General features: G+C 41.2%; 21 protein-coding genes. All 21 read left to right on the forward strand.

Annotation, left to right across the window (positions count from 1 at the left end; all coding sequences use genetic code 11):
- Positions 1-17: 17 nt before the first annotated feature.
- The 21 genes from DW981_RS00135 (at position 18) to DW981_RS00235 (ending at position 19,691) form a co-directional block, all read left to right on the forward strand.
- Positions 18-536, forward strand: coding sequence for a flagellar basal body-associated FliL family protein (locus DW981_RS00135; protein WP_022026239.1), 519 nt, complete (start codon positions 18-20; stop codon positions 534-536).
- 113 nt (positions 537-649) lie between these two features.
- Positions 650-1,630 carry a flagellar motor switch protein FliM gene (fliM, locus tag DW981_RS00140; protein WP_022026238.1) on the forward strand — a complete coding sequence of 327 codons (981 nt, stop codon included), beginning with the start codon at positions 650-652 and terminating at the stop codon, positions 1,628-1,630.
- 3 nt (positions 1,631-1,633) lie between these two features.
- Positions 1,634-2,788 (forward strand): flagellar motor switch phosphatase FliY, encoded by a 1,155-nt coding sequence (fliY, locus tag DW981_RS00145; RefSeq protein WP_118506346.1) that lies wholly within the window; start codon positions 1,634-1,636, stop codon positions 2,786-2,788.
- Between the two features lie 34 nt (positions 2,789-2,822).
- A complete protein-coding gene (locus DW981_RS00150) occupies positions 2,823-3,203 on the forward strand; it encodes a flagellar biosynthetic protein FliO (protein WP_022026236.1) in 381 nt (126 codons plus the stop codon).
- A 255-nt stretch (positions 3,204-3,458) separates the two neighbouring features.
- Positions 3,459-4,121 (forward strand): flagellar type III secretion system pore protein FliP, encoded by a 663-nt coding sequence (fliP, locus tag DW981_RS00155; protein WP_347474473.1) that lies wholly within the window; start codon positions 3,459-3,461, stop codon positions 4,119-4,121.
- Between the two features lie 34 nt (positions 4,122-4,155).
- Positions 4,156-4,425: a flagellar biosynthesis protein FliQ gene (gene fliQ, locus DW981_RS00160; protein WP_022026234.1), complete on the forward strand. Its 270-nt coding sequence runs from the start codon at positions 4,156-4,158 to the stop codon at positions 4,423-4,425.
- Between the two features lie 89 nt (positions 4,426-4,514).
- A complete protein-coding gene (gene fliR, locus DW981_RS00165) occupies positions 4,515-5,285 on the forward strand; it encodes a flagellar biosynthetic protein FliR (protein ID WP_118506347.1) in 771 nt (256 codons plus the stop codon).
- Positions 5,286-5,390: 105 nt separating this feature from the next.
- Positions 5,391-6,509: a flagellar biosynthesis protein FlhB gene (gene flhB / locus DW981_RS00170; protein ID WP_182434052.1), complete on the forward strand. Its 1,119-nt coding sequence runs from the start codon at positions 5,391-5,393 to the stop codon at positions 6,507-6,509.
- A gap of 35 nt (positions 6,510-6,544) precedes the next feature.
- The gene (gene flhA / locus DW981_RS00175; protein ID WP_182434053.1) at positions 6,545-8,575 is read left to right on the forward strand and encodes a flagellar biosynthesis protein FlhA; all 2,031 of its coding nucleotides are present in this window, start codon (positions 6,545-6,547) and stop codon (positions 8,573-8,575) included.
- Entirely contained in the window at positions 8,575-9,828 is a 1,254-nt protein-coding gene (flhF, locus tag DW981_RS00180; protein WP_022026230.1) for a flagellar biosynthesis protein FlhF, read from the forward strand. Before flhA ends, flhF begins: the two co-directional genes overlap by 1 nt.
- A complete protein-coding gene (locus DW981_RS00185) occupies positions 9,828-10,712 on the forward strand; it encodes a MinD/ParA family protein (protein ID WP_022026229.1) in 885 nt (294 codons plus the stop codon). Before flhF ends, DW981_RS00185 begins: the two co-directional genes overlap by 1 nt.
- A 14-nt stretch (positions 10,713-10,726) precedes the next feature.
- Positions 10,727-11,890 (forward strand): chemotaxis-specific protein-glutamate methyltransferase CheB, encoded by a 1,164-nt coding sequence (gene cheB / locus DW981_RS00190; RefSeq protein WP_118506349.1) that lies wholly within the window; start codon positions 10,727-10,729, stop codon positions 11,888-11,890.
- 1 nt (position 11,891) lies between these two features.
- Entirely contained in the window at positions 11,892-14,003 is a 2,112-nt protein-coding gene (locus DW981_RS00195) for a chemotaxis protein CheA (RefSeq protein ID WP_118506350.1), read from the forward strand.
- Positions 14,004-14,016: 13 nt separating this feature from the next.
- Positions 14,017-14,496: a chemotaxis protein CheW gene (locus tag DW981_RS00200; protein WP_022026225.1), complete on the forward strand. Its 480-nt coding sequence runs from the start codon at positions 14,017-14,019 to the stop codon at positions 14,494-14,496.
- Positions 14,497-14,527: 31 nt separating this feature from the next.
- On the forward strand, positions 14,528-15,142 hold the full coding sequence (locus DW981_RS00205; protein ID WP_118506351.1) for a chemotaxis protein CheC: 615 nt from the start codon (positions 14,528-14,530) through the stop codon (positions 15,140-15,142).
- A gap of 45 nt (positions 15,143-15,187) precedes the next feature.
- A complete protein-coding gene (locus tag DW981_RS00210; protein ID WP_118506352.1) occupies positions 15,188-15,673 on the forward strand; it encodes a chemotaxis protein CheD in 486 nt (161 codons plus the stop codon).
- 16 nt (positions 15,674-15,689) lie between these two features.
- Positions 15,690-15,992, forward strand: coding sequence for a hypothetical protein (locus tag DW981_RS00215; protein ID WP_022026221.1), 303 nt, complete (start codon positions 15,690-15,692; stop codon positions 15,990-15,992).
- A 53-nt stretch (positions 15,993-16,045) separates the two neighbouring features.
- Complete coding sequence (locus tag DW981_RS00220; RefSeq protein WP_118506353.1) at positions 16,046-16,819, forward strand: FliA/WhiG family RNA polymerase sigma factor; 774 nt, start codon at positions 16,046-16,048, stop codon at positions 16,817-16,819.
- A gap of 145 nt (positions 16,820-16,964) precedes the next feature.
- Positions 16,965-18,575 carry a FapA family protein gene (locus DW981_RS00225; RefSeq protein WP_118506354.1) on the forward strand — a complete coding sequence of 537 codons (1,611 nt, stop codon included), beginning with the start codon at positions 16,965-16,967 and terminating at the stop codon, positions 18,573-18,575.
- Between the two features lie 92 nt (positions 18,576-18,667).
- Entirely contained in the window at positions 18,668-18,967 is a 300-nt protein-coding gene (locus DW981_RS00230) for a hypothetical protein (protein WP_022026218.1), read from the forward strand.
- Between the two features lie 43 nt (positions 18,968-19,010).
- Positions 19,011-19,691 carry a DUF6115 domain-containing protein gene (locus tag DW981_RS00235; RefSeq protein WP_147352571.1) on the forward strand — a complete coding sequence of 227 codons (681 nt, stop codon included), beginning with the start codon at positions 19,011-19,013 and terminating at the stop codon, positions 19,689-19,691.
- Positions 19,692-19,696: the final 5 nt, after the last annotated feature.

Raw genomic sequence — 19,696 nt, forward strand, 5'->3', positions numbered from 1 at the left:
ATGGAGGCTTATTTATCATGAAGAAAAATATTTTTAGTGTCATCATAACGGCATTGACAGTTATCAATGTTGTCCTTACAGCAATTTTGTTTTTTGTGATGGTGCCAACGTTTACAAAAACCAACAATCTTTTGACGCAGATCGCATCTGCAGTGAATTTAGATCTGAATGTAGATGGGGATTCCAAAGGTGATGAGAACTATTCTTTAAAAGATCTTGAGACCGTAACGGTTGCGTTTGACTCTCAGCAGACACTTAATTTAAAAATAGGGTCTGATGGCAAGACTCATTATGCTCTTTTAGACGGTTACAGCCTCTCTGTTTATAAAGATGCGGATGACTATAAGGATGTCAGTGATATTTTGACGAACAATCAGGCAGAGATCACTGATATTATCCGTGCAGTGATTCAAAGCCATTCTTCGGATGACATTTCAGAAGATGTGATCAAAAAAGAGGCGTTAGAGCAGATACAGCAGCATTTGGATTCTAAAGCTGTGAAGAAGGTTATGTTGACGAATTTCATGTATCAGTGATAGACAACGAGAAAAGTAATGGTTTCTTTTCTTTGAAATTTGTGCTATGATATTATAGTTGCAAAGACAATATATGTTATTGATAATTATAACAGGGATGTGAGGTGAAGAGAATGGGAGACACCCTGTCTCAGGAGGAAATTGATAATCTGCTCAGTGCATTGAGTACCGGAGAAATCAATCCGGATGAATTGGATGAGGCAGATGTAAAGAGTGTTAGAAATTACAATTTCGCCAGACCATCGAAGTTTTCCAAAGATCATTTGCGGACTTTGGAGATTATATTTGAAAATTACGGCAGACTGCTTTCGACGAATTTACCTGCATATTTGCGTAAGACAGTGCAGGTTGATGTGATGAATGCGGAAGCAAATGCGTACTCGGAGTTCTTAAATGCATTGTCCAATCCTGTGCTTCTAGGAGTAGTTGATTTTGCTCCGTTGGAAGGCAGCGTGGTAATCGAATTAGCATCTAACCTTGGCTTTGCGATTGTTGACCGTCTGTTGGGTGGTGGTGGAGAACCGCTGGAAAGGACTAGAGAGTTTACCGAGATTGAGTTGATTATTTTGGAGCGTGTTTTGGAAATATGCACCAATTTAATGATAGATCCATGGGCAAGCGTGGTGGAATTAAATCCGCGTCTTGAGAGGATTGAAACAAATTCACAATTTGCCCAGTTTATTTCGCCAACAGAAATGACGGCAATCGTCACGATGAATATTCATGTTGGTGAGGTTGAGGGCTTGATGAATGTGTGTATTCCATATTCCTGCGTTGAGACAGTGATCGACAAATTAAATACCAAATATTGGTACTCAACGATCAAGGCAAAGGATGATGGAAGCTATACGGAAATAATTGAAAGCTTGATTGACAATGCCAAGATTCCAGTAAGGGCGATGTTGGGTAGAAGCTTGATCTCCGTAAATGATTTTATGAATCTTCAGATTGGAGATATTATCAAGTTAGATACCAAGACTGACGACGAGTTGGAGGTTTATACCGGGAATATTAAAAAGTTTTATGCTTTACCTGGTGCAGCTTCGGATTCTTACGCTGTAAGAGTGACGTCAGTAATAAGGGAGGAGCAATAAAGTATGGATGGAATGTTATCTCAGGAAGAAATAGATGCATTAACCGGCGGTGGTGGTGCAGCGACTAAGACCGCTTATGCCGGAGAGACGCTAAGTGATGCTGAGAGAGATGCAGTCGGAGAGATTGCTAACATTAATATGGGAACAGCAGCAACAACATTATCAACGCTGTTAAATACCAAAGTTACCATTACAACACCGAAAGTCTCTTATGTGACTTTAGATGACCTGTCATTACAATATGATAGACCATGTGTGTTTATTCACATCTCATATATTGATGGAATAGACGGTAACAACATATTAATCTTAAAAGAGCACGACGTAAAAGTGATCACAGATTTGATGATGGGTGGGGATGGTTCGAATACAGATGGTGAATTGTCGGAGATGCATTTAAGTGCGATCAGTGAGGCGATGAACCAGATGATGGGATCAGCGGCCACGTCATTATCATCAATGCTGGAGAAGAAAGTAGATATTAGTCCACCAACTGCAAGTTTGGTTGATCTGAATGACTCCATGACAGATGATACCGAAATTTCAAATTTCTTGCAGGGAGAAATGGTTCAGGTAGCATTTGATATGGAAATTGGAGATCTGGTTGATAGTCAGATCATGCAGTTATATCCGTTTGAGTTTGCGCGCGATTTGTATCGCAAATTTATTGGTGAATCTAAATCTGAAATTGAAGAGCCGCAGCCACAGGCGAGTCAGCCGACACCTGCAGCTACACCGGAACAGACGGTCAATGTGCAGAACGTACAACCAGCAGTGCCGCCGACACCGGATATGCAGCAGATGGCAGGAGCAATGCCGGTTCAGTCGGATATGATGCAGCAACAGCCATATGCAATGCCGAATGTCAATGTACAGCCGGCACAGTTTCAGCCGTTTAATGCAGGGGTAAGTCCGCTGATGCAGCAGGAAAATATTGATTTGATCATGGACGTTCCTTTGGAAGTGACGGTTGAACTTGGACGAACAAATAAATCCATCAAAGAGATTTTAGACTTTTCTCCGGGTACGATCATTGAGCTTAATAAGTTAGCAGGGGAACCGGTTGATGTTTTGGTCAATGGTAAATTTGTTGCTAAGGGCGAAGTAGTTGTTATTGAGGAAAATTTTGGTATACGAATTGTAGAGATATCAAAATAAAGAGTAGGATACATAAAGAGCTGGAGGTGTAGGAATGTTATTGATGACGGCTAATTTTTCTGCACTGTCCAGCTTTTTTAAGTTGATCGGCCTGTTGATCTTATTGATCGTACTGTTGTTTGCCGCATCTTTTGTAAGTAAATGGTATGCCGGGGCGATGTCAGGTAAGAAATATGCAGGAAATATTAAGATTATTGAAACATATCCCATTGGTCAGGGAAAAATGATACAGATCATACAGGTTGGCAAAAAATATATTGCATTAGTGCAGACAAAAGATTCGGTTGTCTTTTTGACTGAGCTTACGCAAGAGGATCTTTTGATAAAGGAGCCGGTGCAAATGCCTAGGACAGAAGGTTTTTCTGAGATGTTTCAGGAAATACTGAAACATAAAAAAAAGCCGGATAAACAGTGATCTGTTATATGAAGATTGAAGTGTGAAATGATAGCAATATGATAGAAAGGTACCAAGGGACAATTGAGACAGAATATAAGAAAAAGATTTTTTTTAAAGCACAGAACGATGCGCGCAATTACGATATTAGTCGTTTTTTTATGTGTATGGTTTGCAGCGTCTCCTTCGTATGCGTTGGCAACGTCTGATCGCGTTGACAGTACAACAAGAAATCAAATATCCGGGAATGCGGATGACGATGATAATACGTTAGATTTGAATATTACATCCAATGCCGGCAGCGTTACGTTGGAATCTACTTTACAGATTTTGATCCTTCTTACGATCTTGTCGCTTGCACCTTCCATTTTGATCATGTTGACGTCGTTTACGCGTATTATTGTTGTCTTTCATTTTTTGAGAACAGCAATTGGAACACAGACAACGCCACCAAATCAGATATTGATCGGTCTGGCATTATTTATTACATTTGCGGTAATGAGTCCGGTGTTTAATGAAGTAAACACTAATGCGGTTCAGCCGTATATGGCTGGCAATCTGACACAGAAGAAGGCATTAGAAAAGGCTTCGGAACCTTTGAAAACATTTATGTTAAAGCAAACTAGAGAAAAGGATCTCAAATTATTTATGACGATCAATGACATTTCATCGGATGATATTGAGAGCTTTGATGATCTTTCTCTTATTACGGTCATACCGGCATTTATTATCAGTGAACTTCGAACTGCGTTTATTATTGGATTTTTATTGTATCTGCCGTTCATCGTTATTGATATGGTAGTGGCTTCGACACTGATGTCAATGGGTATGATGATGTTGCCACCGACGACAATATCCCTGCCTTTTAAGATACTATTGTTTATATTGGCAGATGGATGGAACCTATTGATCGGACAGTTAGTGCAGTCGTTCCATTAACCATCAGAGGAACGAGTAGAAAGGAGACTGTGCAATGAGTGAGAGTCTTGTGTTAGACATATCCCGTGAGACGATCTGGACAACGGTTGAATCAGCAGCTCCGCTGCTACTGATCTCGCTGATCATTGGATTGATCATTAGTATTTTTCAAACAGTTACTTCTATTCAGGAACAAACGCTGACTTTTGTGCCAAAGTTTTTAGCAATCATGCTGGTGTTGGTGCTGTGTGGCGGCTGGATCATGAATAATATGGTAGATCTATTTGAAGCATTGATGAAAAATATACCTCAATATATTAAGTGAGTGATCGGTGAAGAGGACATAAAAGAAGACGGTCAGGTTATGGATCGTTTATCTGCAAATAACATCGAACAGATAAGGAGAGACGAACATTGAATTTTACGGTTGAATACTTAGAATATATTTTATTGGTATTTATTCGGGTGGCTTCCGTTGTTTTTGTTGCTCCTTTTTTTGGTTCCAGTGAAATTCCGCGACGTGTAAAAGTTGCTATCGCGTTTTTTCTATCGTTGACGGTGATGAACCAGGTTGATTACAAGGCTGTGGAATATGCAAATATATTAGAATATTCCGGATTAGTGCTTAAAGAAGCGATTACCGGTATTATTATTGGTCTGGGATCCAGATTGTGTCTCTATATCTTTAATTTTTCCGGTAATATGTTGGATATGGAAATTGGCTTCTCGATGGTTCAGGAAATGGACCCGACAACAAATGTAAATTCAACGATCACATCAAATTTTTATATGTATATATTTATGCTTTTGTTTTTAGTATCAGACATGCATTATTTTATTATTGATGCTATGATGGATTCTTATCAGCTTGTACCAATTGGAGGTGCAAAATTTTCGGTCGATCTGTATCATATCATGGTGACATTTATCACTAATTATTTTGTCATCGGTTTTCGAATTGTGCTTCCTATTTTTTGTTGTATGCTTGTCATCAATATTGTGCTTGGCATTTTGGCAAAGATTGCACCACAGATGAATATGTTTGTCGTTGGAATGCAACTTAAAGTGTTTGTGGGGCTTGTGTTGCTATTTCTGACGATGCAGTTGTTTGCCGGAGCAGCAGACTTCCTTTTTGATGAAATGCATACATTCACAAAATATTTTGTGCAGGCGATGGCAGCGTAGACGATAATAGTTGGCGTTGCTATTTTGTTGCAAATACGGTATAGTATAAAGAGGGTGTTTTTGCATCTTTATCAGAACAAAGCGATGATATTGGAGAGGAAATGTATGGTTAGGCATGGCAGAATACGGTATGATCTGCAGCTTTTTGCCAAAGATGGCGAGGGCGGCGAGAAAACCGAAAGCGCAACTCCCAAAAAACTGGAAGATGCCCGCAAAAAAGGTCAAGTGGCGAAAAGCATGGATGCCATAACGGCTGTGTCGTTGCTGGTGTTTTTCTTTTTGTTAAAGCTATTGATGGCATTTTTGGGCAGCCAATTTAAGGATGGTTTTTCGTTGTTTTTTGGGAAGATCAGCGATGTCACTAAGGATGAGTTTAATTTGCAGATGGCATGTGCTATATTGCAGCAACTGATCCAAAAGATCACGATCATCTGCCTTCCTTTTTTGCTGAGTACATTTATTGTTGCATTTGCCGTAAACATTGTACAGGTTAAATGGAAGGTTTCTTTTGAACCGATAAAGCCTAAGTTTGACAAATTTAATCCGGTTAATGGTGTGAAGCGTCTGTTTTCAAAAGACAAGATCATGGAATTGCTTAAATCCATTGCTAAGATTTGTGTCATAATTTATGTTGTTAAAAATTACCTGGAAGACAAATGGGCATTAGTGATGAATATGTATTCCTATACGTTGACTCAGGGTTTAGAGTTGTTGGGAGATATCATCATTAATATTGGATTGCGTATCAGTGCATTATTTGTTGTCATCGCGGTAGTGGATATCGTTTATCAGAAATGGAAATTTCAGGAAGATATGAAGATGACCAAGCAGGAAGTTAAGGATGAGTATAAGCAGTCCGAGGGAGATCCCAAGGTAAAAAGCCAACAGAAATCCCGTATGCAGCAGGCATCCAGGCAGCGTATGATGCAAGAACTTCCAAATGCGGATGTTGTCATTACGAATCCGACACATCTGGCTGTGGCGATACGTTATGACAAGGAGAAACACGAGGCACCGGTTGTGGTTGCCAAAGGTGCTGATTATTTGGCGGCGAAGATCAAGGAAACGGCATCAAATTATCAGATCGAGATCGTGGAGAATAAACCATTAGCGAGAATGCTATATCATAATGTTGAGATTGGAGCTGAGATTCCGCCCGAATTATACCAGATGGTGGCGGAAGTGTTGGCGTATGTATATAATCTGAAAGGGAAAACGGGATAACGTTTCTTTCAGAAGACGATTAAAGGAGATACATGATGAAACGGACTGATTTAATGCTGGGATTATATATCCTGGTACCTATCATCTTTTTGATTATACCAATACCATTGTTTTTGCTGGATATTTTGATGATGCTAAATCTGGCAATTGCATTGTTTATATTGTTTAATGCGCTGTTTTCGACAGAGGCGTTGAATATGTCGAGTTTTCCGACATTGCTGCTGATGACAACGTTGTTTCGTATTTCGTTGAATGTAGGATCGACGAGAAATATTCTGCTGAAAGGAGAGGCAGGTAACGTAGTTCAGGCGTTCGGCGAGTTTGTCGGTGGTGGAAATCTGATTGTTGGCGGTATTGTGTTTTTAATCTTGATCATTGTACAGTTTATCGTGATCAATAAAGGTTCTGAGCGTGTGTCGGAAGTAACAGCACGTTTTACGTTGGATGCCATGCCTGGTAAACAGATGGCGATCGATGCCGATTTAAATACGGGTGCGATCACAGATGAACAGGCTAAGGAACGCCGTCAAAAGATTCAGGACGAATCTACTTTTTTCGGAGCGATGGATGGTGCTTCGAAGTATGTAAAGGGTGATGCGACAGCGGGGTTGATAATCACAGTGATCAATTTTGTCGGCGGTCTTGCTATCGGTGTTATGTCGCAGGGATTAGAAATGACAGAGGCATTGCAGAAATATTCCATACTCACGATCGGAGACGGTTTGGTCAGTCAGATACCATCATTGGTTATTTCGTTGTCAACCGGTGTGCTGGTAACAAAAGTATCAAAGGAGTCGGATCTTGGAAATGTGTTGATCACACAGTTGTTTTCGACGCCGAAGGTATTGTACATAGTCGGAGCGACGATGGCGTTACTTGGATTGACGCCGCTTCCAACATTAATCTGCTTTATTTATGCAATCTTGTTCATTGCTGCCGGTCGAGCTATCGAATCGGCGATGGAAGTACAAAATATTGAGACAGAGGTTGACGAGGAAGAAGAGACAGCAGAGGAGATCAGAAGACCGGAGAATGTAGTCTCTTTGCTGCAGGTAGATCCGATCGAATTGGAATTTGGTTACGGAATCATTCCTCTGGCGGATGTGAACCAAGGTGGTGACCTGTTGGATCGAGTTGTTATGATACGTCGTCAGGTCGCACTGGAACTGGGATGTGTTGTTCCGATGATCCGTCTGAGAGATAATATCCAACTTAATCCGAATCAGTATGTGATCAAGATCAAGGGCGTACCGATCAGTGAAGGCGAGATTTTATTTGATCACTACATGGCGATGAATCCGGGGTTTGTGGAAGAGGAAATCACGGGTATTCCAACATTCGAGCCGTCGTTCCATCTGCCGGCGATCTGGATCACGGAATCGCAGCGAGAACGTGCGGAATCTATGGGGTATACGGTAGTTGATCCGCCATCGATCATTGCAACACATCTTACAGAAGTGATCCGCAGTCATTTAGATGAGTTGCTTACGAGACAGGATGTGCAGAATTTGATCAATAACATTCAGGAAGCAAATACAACGTTGATATCTGAACTTGTACCTAAAATGCTGAGTGTTGGTGAGATACAGAAAGTATTGCAGAACCTGCTTCGTGAAGGAATTTCAATTCGCGATCTGGTGACGATCTTTGAAACACTTGCCGATAATGCGACAAGCACTAGAGATACGGATGTTTTGACGGAATATGTCCGACAAAGTCTGAAACGGGCGATCTCGAATAAATACTTCCCGCCTAATGAGATGACCAGTGTTGTTACATTGGATCCAAAAATTGAGCAGGAAATTATGGGATCTATCAAACAGACAGAACAGGGTACTTATATTAATTTAGAGCCGGACAAGACGCAGACGATCCTAAAGTCGGTTGGAGAGGAAATGGAAAAAATGGAAGAATTGGGAAAAAATCCAATTATTGTTACATCGCCGATCGTTCGGCTTTATTTTAAGAAACTGACGGAAGAGCAATTTCAGGATTTGATCGTTGTATCTTATAATGAAATTGACAGCAATGTAGAATTACAATCAATAGGGATGGTGACAGTATAGTGGTTATCAAAAAGTATATAGCACAAACAGAAGACCTTGCTACACAGATGGCGCAAAATGAACTGGGGAAGGATGTTGTTATTATGAATGTCAAAAAAACAACGCCCAAGGGCTTGTTTAAGTTGTTTCGCAAACCTCATGTAGAGCTTACGGCGGCAATTGACGATACAGCAGAGAATGCTGAAAAACCGGATTTTAGTAAACTGCAGGAGGCAATTCGAAGACGGTCAGAATATACGGCGCCGGATTCTAAAGCAGCTATGCAGGAAGCAAAACGGAAACAAATGCAGCAAAATGATCAAATTCTTCCGGATGAGCCGGACGAAAGGGTTAACGAGTCTGTGATCAATGAGCAGAAGATGATTGAACAAAAGTTGTCAAAACTGCAGAATCTTTTGGAAAAGCAGATGGGGACTGCGAAAGAGACGGAAACCAAGCAGAATGATAAAACAGATGACAAAATGGACGCTTATTTTCAGATGATCAAGAAAAAGATGCTTGAAAATGAGGTTCAGGAACAATATGTGGATCAGATCCTAAAAGAGGTAAAGAGCGGTTCCAGAAAAGAATGGACGTTAGATAATGTGTTAGCGGGGGTATATCAAAAGATCATATTAAAAATTGGTCAGCCACATTTGATCGACGTTAAAACGACAAAGACCAAATACATTTTCTTTGTAGGTCCGACGGGTGTTGGTAAGACAACGACAATTGCAAAGATTGCTTCCACATTAAAACTCACAAAAAAAACCAGGGTTGCGCTGATCACAGCAGATACGTATCGCATTGCCGCAGTAGAGCAGCTAAAAACCTATGCCAATATTTTGGGTATACCATTAGAAGTTGTTTATTCGGCAGATGAAATGGATAAAACCATTGATGAACTAAAAGAGTTTGACCTTGTATTTGTTGACACGGCAGGACGTTCACATCAAAATGCAGAACAAGTGCAGGATATTAAAAAGATCTTAGATAAAGTGCCTGAAGAAGATAAAGAGGTCTATCTGGTACTAAGTGCAACTACAAAATACAAGGATTTGAAGAAAATATCAGAAGTGTATCGTAAGATCACAGAATATTATTTGATCTTTACGAAATTAGACGAAACGGATACCGTTGGCAATATTTTTAACATCCATATGTTGACCGGTGCACAGTTATCTTATGCGACGTGGGGACAAAATGTGCCGGATGATATTGGAAAAATGGATGCACAAAAAATAACAAAACAGCTTTTAGGAGGGAATGGCTGATGGATCAAGCTGAGCGTTTACGCAACATTATAAAAAATCAAAATAGAAGACAGCATTTAGCCAAAGTCATTACCGTTACAAGTGGCAAGGGCGGCGTTGGAAAGTCTAATATATCTGTTAATCTGGCTATTACTCTCAGTAAAATGGGTAAGCGAGTAGTTATTTTAGATGCTGATTTTGGTCTTGCGAATATTGAGATCATGCTCGGAATCCGGCCGAAGTACAATCTGGCCGATATGATGTTTCATGGTAAGGGAGTTTGTGACATCATTGCGTCAGGCCCGGAAAATATTGGATTTATTTCAGGGGGATCCGGTATTCGGGAGATGACTAATTTATCGCGTGATCAGATACAAAATCTAGTTCGTTCCGTATATGAATTGGATCAGGTAGCTGATGTGATATTAATTGATACCGGTGCGGGTATTTCGGATTCTGTGATCGATCTGGTGCTCTGTAGCAGTCAGGTGCTTCTCGTTGTGACACCGGAGCCTACGTCGATCACGGATGCCTATGCTCTTTTGAAAACTTTGCAGCGACAGGAAGAGTTCGAGGGCGGCAAAATGAAGATTCATATGATCAGCAATCGAACGCAGTCAGAAGATGAGGGCAGAGAATTATATCGAAAGTTGAGTGCGGTGTCTAGTAAATTTTTGCAGATGGAGATGGAATACCTTGGAAGCGTTCCACATGATTTCAAATTGCAAAATGCCGTAATGCGGCAGGAACCGGTTACGATTGCTTACCCGAATGCACCGGCAAGCAAAGCGATCAGTCGGATTGCCAGACAAATTATCAACCAACCGGCGAACACGCCTGGAGCATTTACAGCAAAAGGTTTATCTGGTCTTTTTGCGCGTATGTTTCGGAATGGTCAGCGGTAAAAGGGGAATACGTCATGAAAAATATTTTAATTGTAGATGACTCTGCACTCATGAGAAGAGTACTCTCTGATATAATAGATGATAACAAGGAACTCAATGCAGCATATCTGGCAGAGGACGGTGTGGAGGCACTGGAAATTTTAGACTCTGGAGCAAAGGTTGATGCTATTGTTTTAGATATCAATATGCCTCGAATGGATGGCATTGCCTTTTTGAAAGTGTTGAATGAGAGACATCAACGTGAGAAGGTGTTAATCGTCAGCACATTAGCTCAGAAAGGCGGCGCGGAAACTATTCGTGCGTTGGAGCTCGGTGCTTTTGACTTTATTACAAAGCCAACAAGTCTTTCCGAAGCGAAGGGTCCTTTCTTTATCAATATGTTCATAAGGATGCTTTATGTGGCAACGGGATTATCTACGGCAGGATTGGATACCGGAGAGGAGCAGTCGGTTCCGAAACCGGAAACACAGAAAACTGTGTTTAAGAAATTGTTTCACATACAAAAAGCACCTGTCATGCAGAGAAAGCGTGGCGGCGTAGCAGGAGAGGTGAAAGCAGATCGTTCCAAGCATTCCAAAGAACCGCTGGTGCTGGGTGCAAATAAGATCGTAGCACTTGCCTGTTCCACAGGGGGACCGAAAGCATTGCAACAGGTCATTCCAAAACTGCCGTCGAATCTCGATGCGTCAGTTGTCATTGTACAGCATATGCCGGAAGGATTTACCGGATCGCTTGCAAGACGTTTGAATGAACTAAGTGAGATCACGGTCAAAGAAGCAGAGCATGGTGAACCGTTGCGGAAAGGAACTGTTTATATTGCAAAGGGCGGTTTTCAGTTTCGCGTAATGGAGAAAAATAAGCATGAGCAGTATTTGTCCGTTACGATCGAGGAGGCCAGAAATGCATTAAAACCCTGTGCAGATATTATGTATGAGTCGTTGATGAACGTCTCCTGTGATGAGATAACCTGTGTGGTTTTGACCGGAATGGGCTCTGATGGGACAGACGGTATTTTACAATTGGAACAAGTCAAGCAGATTTATGTAATTGCGCAGGATGAAGAGAGCAGTACGGTGTATGGTATGCCACGAGCGATTGCCACAGCCGGAGCTGTTGACGAAGTTGTCGAGCTGCAGCAGATTGCAGAAACAATCATTAAACACGTGGGGGTGCAATGAAATGGATGTAAGCCAGTATTTAGAAATTTTTATCGATGAAACAAAAGAACATTTGCAAACGCTTAGTGATCAGTTGATGATCTTGGAGACAGAGCCGGATAACATGGAAACGATCAATGAGATCTTCCGTGCAGCGCATTCTTTGAAAGGAATGGCTGGAACAATGGGCTACAAGAGAATGCAGCGTTTGACGCATGACATGGAAAATGTATTTCAGGAGATCAGAAGCGGTAACATGAAAGTGCAGCCGGAATTGATTGATGTACTGTTCCGTGGACTGGACGCATTGGAAGGCTATTTGGCTAATATTTTGGAATCAGCCGATGAGGGTACGGAGGATAATGAAGAAATTATCAACACCTTAAATTCCATTGCGGATAAAGCCAAAGGTGGTACCGGAGAGGTGCCGGCCCCGACACCGACAGCAGCACCGAGTGATGATAAGTCTGCTGCAAGTGATGGGAATAAAGCGAAATACGAAAACATTCGTATTAGCGATTATGAGAAAGCAACATTTGAAAAAGCAAAAGAAGAAAATCTCAACATATTAGGAATTACGGTATACTTGCAGGATAGTTGTATATTGAAAGCGGCGAGAGCTTTTTTGGTATTCAAATGTTTGGAAGAGCTTGGCGAGGTTATGAAAGCCGAGCCGAACGTACAGGATATTGAGGATGAAAAGTTCGATTATGATTTCAGTTTGGTGTACTTTACAAAAGAGTCCGCCGAGAAAGTAAAAGCAGCAATTGAAAACGTATCGGAGATCAAAGAAGCGGTTGTTGGAACGTTTAAGGTACAATTAGAAGGGGCTGAGGAAGCAGCACACGAGGAGTCGGTGCAGACCGCGGGAAAAGAATCAAAGCCAGCGACGAAAACCGAGGACAAACCAAAAGCGCAGGCTGCAGCAGCGACACAGAAGAAACCGGAAAAGAAAGCAACTTCTAAGGCAAAACCGGCGATTGGTCGTACGGTACGTGTGGATATTGAAAAACTGGATGTTTTGATGAATCTGGTGAGTGAGTTGATCATTGCGAAGAATGGATTAGTTTCCAGCAGTGCAACGAATGAACATAGAAACGATAATGGATTTAATGAGCAGATTGAATATTTAGAAAGTGTAACAACGAATCTGCATGAGTCTGTTATGAAGGTACGTATGGTGCCGATTGAAAGTGTTTTGAATCGTTTTCCACGTATGGTTCGAGATCTCAGCAAAAAGCTCGACAAAAAGATGGAACTTCATATGACGGGTGAGGAAACAGAGTTAGATCGTACCGTTATTGATGAGATCGGAGATCCATTGCAGCATTTGATCCGCAATGCAGCAGATCATGGCTTGGAATCGAATGAAGAGAGAATTGCACTTGGCAAACCGGAGGTCGGCAACATTTTCCTCGATGCATATCAGGATGGCAATAATGTTATTATTGAGGTCCGCGATGATGGTGCCGGCATAAATGTAGATGAGGTACGACAAAAAGCAGTAGATAAAGGAACGATCACAAGCGAACAGGCAGAGTTGATGTCTGACAAAGAGATCGTTGAATTATTGTTCCGTCCAAGTTTTTCAACATCTGAAAAAATTACAGATATTTCCGGTCGAGGTGTTGGTCTTGATGTCGTTAAGACAAAGATTGAAGGTCTTGGTGGTAATATTGAATGTAAGAGTGTATTGGGTGAGGGAAGTAGTTTTATTATCCGTCTGCCACTTACACTGGCGATCATTCAGGCTCTTATGGTTGAGCTTGGCACAGAAAAATATGCAATTCCGCTTGGTAATATTGAAATGATCGAAGATATTCCGCTTGAGGATATCAAACATGTTCAGACGAAAGAAGTGATCAATTTACGCGGAAATGTTATTCCGTTGATCCGTCTTGATAATCTTTTAGATGTTGAACCGGTAGAAAACGAGGAAGAGAGTCTGACGGTTGTTATTGTCCGCAAGGGCGATAAGCAGGCTGGTCTTGTCGTTGACAATTTGATCGGTCAGCAGGAGATTGTTATCAAGTCAATCGGTAATTACATTAATTGCAGCAAGATGATAGGTGGTGCAACCATTCTTGGTAATGGAGAGATTGCATTGATTCTTGAAGTAAATGCATTAGTATAGGGGGAGGTACATCATGGAAGAGATAGCAGATATTCAGAACTTAAACGTTGTGGGAGAGAGCAAGCAGTATATAGTGATCAAATTGGATGATGAATATTATGGCATAGATATCAGTTATGTGGATAATATTGTTCGAAATCAAAGGATCACACGTATACCAAAGGCGCAGAAGTATTTTAAGGGGGTGATCAACCTTCGTGGTGAGATCATTCCAGTGATGAGCTTGCGGTTGAAATTTGACCTGAAACCGGACGAATATACCAATGCGACACGTATCATTATTATTAAGTTAGAACCGCAGTCTGCTGTAGGCTTAATTGTGGATGAGGTAAAAGAGGTTTTGACTCTGAGTGAAAATGATATTGAGAAAAATACTGCGATTGATATGAACGATGCTAAAGCACAGTATTTGAGTGGTATTGGTAAAAATGGTGATAATTTAATATCTTTATTAAATATGTCTAGCGTAATTGTAGGCACAGCAGAAAAATAAACCAAGGGGCTGACAGAATCGAGGTGTGCATATGACGAACACAGAGGGCTTAGATAATATGAATTTTGATGTACTTACGGAAATTGGCAACATTGGTGCCGGCAATGCGGTCACTGCGTTGTCGCAAATGATCAATGCAAAAGTTGACATGTATGTTCCACAAGTAAAAATGTTGACATTCCAACAATTAGCTAATGTGATCGGTGGCGAAGAAACATTGGTTGCGGGAATCATGCTTTCCTTAGAGGGAGACATTGAAGGTTCTATGTTATTTATGCTTGGTTCGGAAGATGCACATCGTTTGGTGGAACAATTGCTTGGCATGAAGCCGCAAGCGGATGATACTTTTTCAGAAATGGAAATGTCAGCGTTGATGGAACTTGGTAATATTATTACCGGTGCTTACTTATCGGCGATTTCTAAAATGACAAATTTAACAATATCTCCGTCGGTTCCGTATTTATCTGTCGATATGGCGGGGGCAATTTTGAGTGTGCCCGCCATAGAGTTTGGAAAATTAGGTGATCAGGCACTTTTGATCGAGTCACGATTTCGAGACATGGATGTAGATATTAGTGGTTATTTTATTATGATTCCAACGCTGGATTCTTATGATTCTATCATGCGGGCATTAGGGATTAGTTGATAGAGATCAGCAAAGGAAGATTGCTGGAAAGGTATGGTTGCCACTATGGGAGAAATGATAAAAGTTGGAATGGCTGACTTAAATATATGTATAGCTCCGGATGCGTTGACAACGCTGGGACTGGGGTCTTGTGTTGGTGTGGCTTTGTACGATGCACAGATGCGGATTGCCGGGCTTGTACATATTATGCTTCCGGACAGCAGTAAAGTACGTCAAAATGAAAATAAGGCGAAATTTGCAGATACCGGCATTGAATTGCTGATCGAACGCATGAAAGAGAGAGGGGCTGCTGTTAATCGTCTAACAGCTAAAATTGCAGGAGGCGCGCAGATGTTTGCATTTAAGTCAGATAATGATATGCTGCGTGTTGGACAGCGGAACGTTGAAGCAGTTAAACAAAAGTTAGCACAATTAAATATTAAGATCCTGGCAGAGGATACCGGCTTGAATTACGGAAGAACAGTTGAGTTTTATCCGGCTAACGGTGATTTTGTAATTAAATCTGTTGGAAAACCGGTACAGACGATCTAGGGAAGGAGACTTTTTGGTGAAGGCAGAATTTATTCCAAAAGTGATCACATTACTGGCAGGTGCAGTAGTGTGTATTGTAGCTATTGTGAAACAGATGGATGTGACTTACAGCCTGGAAGTGCTGTTAGCGACATTGATCGTCTTTTATATTATTGGGATCATTGCACAAAAAATTATTTTGAAAGTGGAGCAGAGTAATCGCTTTATCCGAAGCAAACGTGATGAAGAATTGCGAGAGCAGGAAAAAGAGCAGCAAGAACAACAGGATGAGCAGACACAAACAGGGGAACAGACTGATTCTGACCAGGAAGAACCATAAAATATTTTATAAACGGGAATGGTGGTTAGTTGCAGGAGGGATGGAGTTACTCGATGGACGAGAAAAAAAGGATTGCCCTTTGGGAAGAATATGCCCGTACAAAGAGCAGCAAGATTCGCGAAAAACTAATTTTGGAATATGCCGGTTTGGTCAAGATTGTTGCCGGAAGACTGGGAATGTATTTGGGTTATACTGTAGAGTATGATGATTTGGTGGGATATGGTATCTTTGGTCTGATCGATGCGATCGACAAGTTTGAACTGTCCAAAGGTGTAAAATTTGAGACGTATGCCAGCCTTCGAATACGTGGTGCAATTATTGATCAGATCCGAAAGATGGATTGGATCCCGCGTACAATCCGTCAAAAACAAAAAAAGATAGAGACAGCCATGCAGGAGCTGGAGCGAGAGCTGGGAAGAACACCTAACAGTGAGGAATTGGCGGAATATTTAGAGGTTACAGTAGAAGAAGTAGAACAGATGATCTCGCAGGCTAACTTATCCAACTTGATTTCTTTGGATGAGTATTTAGAGCAGGGGAGTGATGTTTATACAGAACCTAGTGGGCGCCCGAGGTTTGACCAGCCGGAACAGGTTGTAGATCGACAGGAAACAAAGCGTATTCTTGCAGAAGCGATTGATAAACTGACGGAAAAAGAGCAGAAAGTAATTGCGCTGTATTATTTTGAAGAGCTTACGCTCAAGGAGATCAGTAATGTGTTGGAGGTTTCGGAATCCAGAGTCTCACAATTACATACTAAAGCTTTAAAAAAGATGAAAGAACGCTTGGGAGACCAAATAGATCTGTTTGGAATAGGAAACATATAGACGAGGAGTACAGATCGGATTCATCCATTTGTAGCCCTCGTTTTTCATTGCAGCAATAAAGACGATGTATTAATGGTACTTGAATCTGTTTTTGTGGTACAAGGCCAAAACACAGAACGTCGTGGGCTGAGGAAGGAGTGTGAATATGAAAAGAAATGCATATTTTCGACTAATACACAAAGCAGATGGCATTTTTTTGCAGAGTTTTGTATCACAAGAAGGTGGAAAAGAGCTTTCTGTAGACGACGTGATCTGGTATTTAGATCAGAAAAAATACGCAGAAAATGTCTCTTCGTTGGAAGTTCAGGACTTTGTGCAGCGTTCAGTTATAGGTCAGACACTTTTGAAAGTATCGGATAATTCTGAGGCGTTGCCAGAGAATGAAATGGTACGTATTACAATAGATCCGCATAGTTATCTGGCAAAGATCCGATTGTATCCGTCCTCTGATAAGGGATCACGTCTGACCGAAGAAAATGTGTTATCTCTGCTTGCACAGAATGATGTGCATCACGGCATTTTAATGCAAAACCTTACATTGCTTCTTAAGGCAGAACTATACTGTACGGATGTATTGATCGCAAAAGCTGTGCTTCCGGTGCAGGGAAAGTGCGCTAGTATCACATATCATTTTGATGTACAGAAAACGAACACTCCAACGATGAAGGAAGATGGTTCGGTAGATTTTCATAGGCTGGATATGATCGAGCGTGTTGAAAAGGGACAGCTTCTTGCAACGTTGACGCCGGAAACAGCACCGATTCCGGGAACGGACGTTCGCGGAAATGTGATACAACCTGCAAAATTAACGCCAGTTGTACTCAAGCATGGTAAAAACATACACTTATCAGAAGATCAGTTGGAAATGTATGCGGATTGTGCCGGAAATGTTACACTGGTGAATGATACCGTGTTTGTTTCCAATGTCTATGAAGTTCCGGCAGATGTCGGGACATCCACCGGAGATATTGATTATGATGGCAGCGTTGAGGTGAGGGGTAATGTGTTGACCGGTTACACGGTAAAAGCAACCGGAGATATTACGGTAAATGGTGCGGTTGAGGGAGCAACTTTAATCAGTGGTGGTAAAATTGTCATAAAGCGTGGAATGCAAGGCATGGAAAAAGGCGTTATGAGGGCCGGGGGAGATATCATTTCTAATTTTATTGAAAGTTCCAAGGTACATGCAAGTGGAAGAATTATCACCGATGCGATCATGCACAGTGATGTGGAGGCTGCAGATGAAATTATTGTCAATGGCAAGCGCGGATTGATCGTCGGCGGAAAGATCCATTCGGGGCTCAAGATCACGATGAAGACAGCAGGATCTACCATGGGGACCCAGACGGAACTGGAGATTGGAATAGATCCCACGCTTTTAGAGCGCTATCGATGTATTGAAAGGGATATGGAAAAAATTTCTGCAGAACGTGATACACTGTTGCAAAATATTGATATTCTCAAAAAACGCCTGAAATCTAACGGCAAGCTCGATGAGGATAAATTAACATTGTTAAAATCATCGGCAAAGCGTGTTCAGGAGATTGGACCACTGATTGTGCAGATGTCGGAGGAATACGATGAGCTGGAGGAAGAAATTGAATCCACACAAAATGGTGGACGTATTGTTATATCTGAAGTTGCATATCCTGGTGTGAAAATGACCATTGCAAATGTGTCCAGTTTCATCCATAATGAAACTAAACATAGCGCATTTGTTCGCGATGGAGCAGAAATACGCGTACGTGCGATCTGATCTATCCGTCAAGTTTGTTTTTGTGAACAACACACAATGAAAAGGGATACCTGTAGCTTATTGCCTGCAGCTGGAAAGGATGAGTGATCATTATGTCATTAACACTTGATTATGTTTCGATGCCACCGAAATCACAAGAAATATCACAAATACAAAATGCAGAACAGATTCGTTACGAACATGGTCAGCAGGAGATGGCGGCGCAGTTCCAACAGTCAGTTAAGAATCAGTCGGAGCAGACGATACGCAGGGCTAAGGCGGAAAATGAGCCGAATCGTTATGATGATGAAGAGCGTAAGCGTAGACAGAAGCATTCGGGCAAACAAAAGAATAATTCGTCTGACAACAAGAAAGAAACGAAAAAAGAACCGCATTTTGACATGCGCATTTGAGAAGAAAGGTAGAAAAAGTAAAATGATTTTTTTGGAAATAGTAATGATCGTGATTGGACTTGGTGCTATTATTTATAGCACAAAAATTACGGATGGTGTGGAGAGTTCAGATATTAAAAGTGTTGTTGATGGGCAGGATCAGATGGAGCAGCTCCGTCATAAAATAGAGCAGTTTAATGAAGAAATCACACGCAAACAGGAAGAGAAACTAGAGGATACATCGGAAAAAATGAATACGATCTCAAACGAAAAGATTATGGGGATCAGCGAATATTCAGATCAAGTGATTGATAAAATTGAGAAAAATCATGCAGAAGTTGTATTTTTGTATGATATGTTAAATGAGAAACAGGCAGAGATTCAAAAACTGATTCACGAAGCAGATTCCTCGAAAGTTCAGTTTCAGGATGAACTTGCAAAGTCTTATCAAAATGTGAAGGACATTGTGGATCCGGTAGAGGTAAGTGGAAAAGATGCAAAAAAGACCGGTAACGAACAGTCTGATAGTGATCTTTCAGAGGAAGATTATGATCTGCAAAAGCTGAGTGACAAAGAGAGACAGGCTTTTGACGAAGAATTTTCTATGCAGAAAGAAGAGAAAAAAGTTAATCATAATGAGGAGATACTCGCACTTCATGACAAGGGATATTCCATCTTAGAGATTTCTAAAATGTTAGAAATGGGACAGGGCGAGGTCAAATTTGTATTAGATATGTACGCATAGCATTG

The sequence above is a fragment of the Clostridium sp. AM49-4BH genome, assembly GCF_003478335.1.
Lineage (GTDB): Bacteria > Bacillota > Clostridia > Lachnospirales > Lachnospiraceae > Butyribacter.

Coding starts and splice junctions, on each gene's coding strand:
- DW981_RS00135 (WP_022026239.1), top strand. CDS start 18: ATGAAGAAAAATATTTTTAGTGTCATCATAACGGCATTGACAGTTATC.
- fliM (WP_022026238.1), top strand. CDS start 650: ATGGGAGACACCCTGTCTCAGGAGGAAATTGATAATCTGCTCAGTGCA.
- fliY (WP_118506346.1), top strand. CDS start 1,634: ATGGATGGAATGTTATCTCAGGAAGAAATAGATGCATTAACCGGCGGT.
- DW981_RS00150 (WP_022026236.1), top strand. CDS start 2,823: ATGTTATTGATGACGGCTAATTTTTCTGCACTGTCCAGCTTTTTTAAG.
- fliQ (WP_022026234.1), top strand. CDS start 4,156: ATGAGTGAGAGTCTTGTGTTAGACATATCCCGTGAGACGATCTGGACA.
- flhB (WP_182434052.1), top strand. CDS start 5,391: ATGGTTAGGCATGGCAGAATACGGTATGATCTGCAGCTTTTTGCCAAA.
- flhA (WP_182434053.1), top strand. CDS start 6,545: ATGAAACGGACTGATTTAATGCTGGGATTATATATCCTGGTACCTATC.
- DW981_RS00185 (WP_022026229.1), top strand. CDS start 9,828: ATGGATCAAGCTGAGCGTTTACGCAACATTATAAAAAATCAAAATAGA.
- cheB (WP_118506349.1), top strand. CDS start 10,727: ATGAAAAATATTTTAATTGTAGATGACTCTGCACTCATGAGAAGAGTA.
- DW981_RS00195 (WP_118506350.1), top strand. CDS start 11,892: ATGGATGTAAGCCAGTATTTAGAAATTTTTATCGATGAAACAAAAGAA.
- DW981_RS00200 (WP_022026225.1), top strand. CDS start 14,017: ATGGAAGAGATAGCAGATATTCAGAACTTAAACGTTGTGGGAGAGAGC.
- DW981_RS00205 (WP_118506351.1), top strand. CDS start 14,528: ATGACGAACACAGAGGGCTTAGATAATATGAATTTTGATGTACTTACG.
- DW981_RS00210 (WP_118506352.1), top strand. CDS start 15,188: ATGGGAGAAATGATAAAAGTTGGAATGGCTGACTTAAATATATGTATA.
- DW981_RS00220 (WP_118506353.1), top strand. CDS start 16,046: ATGGACGAGAAAAAAAGGATTGCCCTTTGGGAAGAATATGCCCGTACA.
- DW981_RS00225 (WP_118506354.1), top strand. CDS start 16,965: ATGAAAAGAAATGCATATTTTCGACTAATACACAAAGCAGATGGCATT.
- DW981_RS00230 (WP_022026218.1), top strand. CDS start 18,668: ATGTCATTAACACTTGATTATGTTTCGATGCCACCGAAATCACAAGAA.
- DW981_RS00235 (WP_147352571.1), top strand. CDS start 19,011: ATGATCGTGATTGGACTTGGTGCTATTATTTATAGCACAAAAATTACG.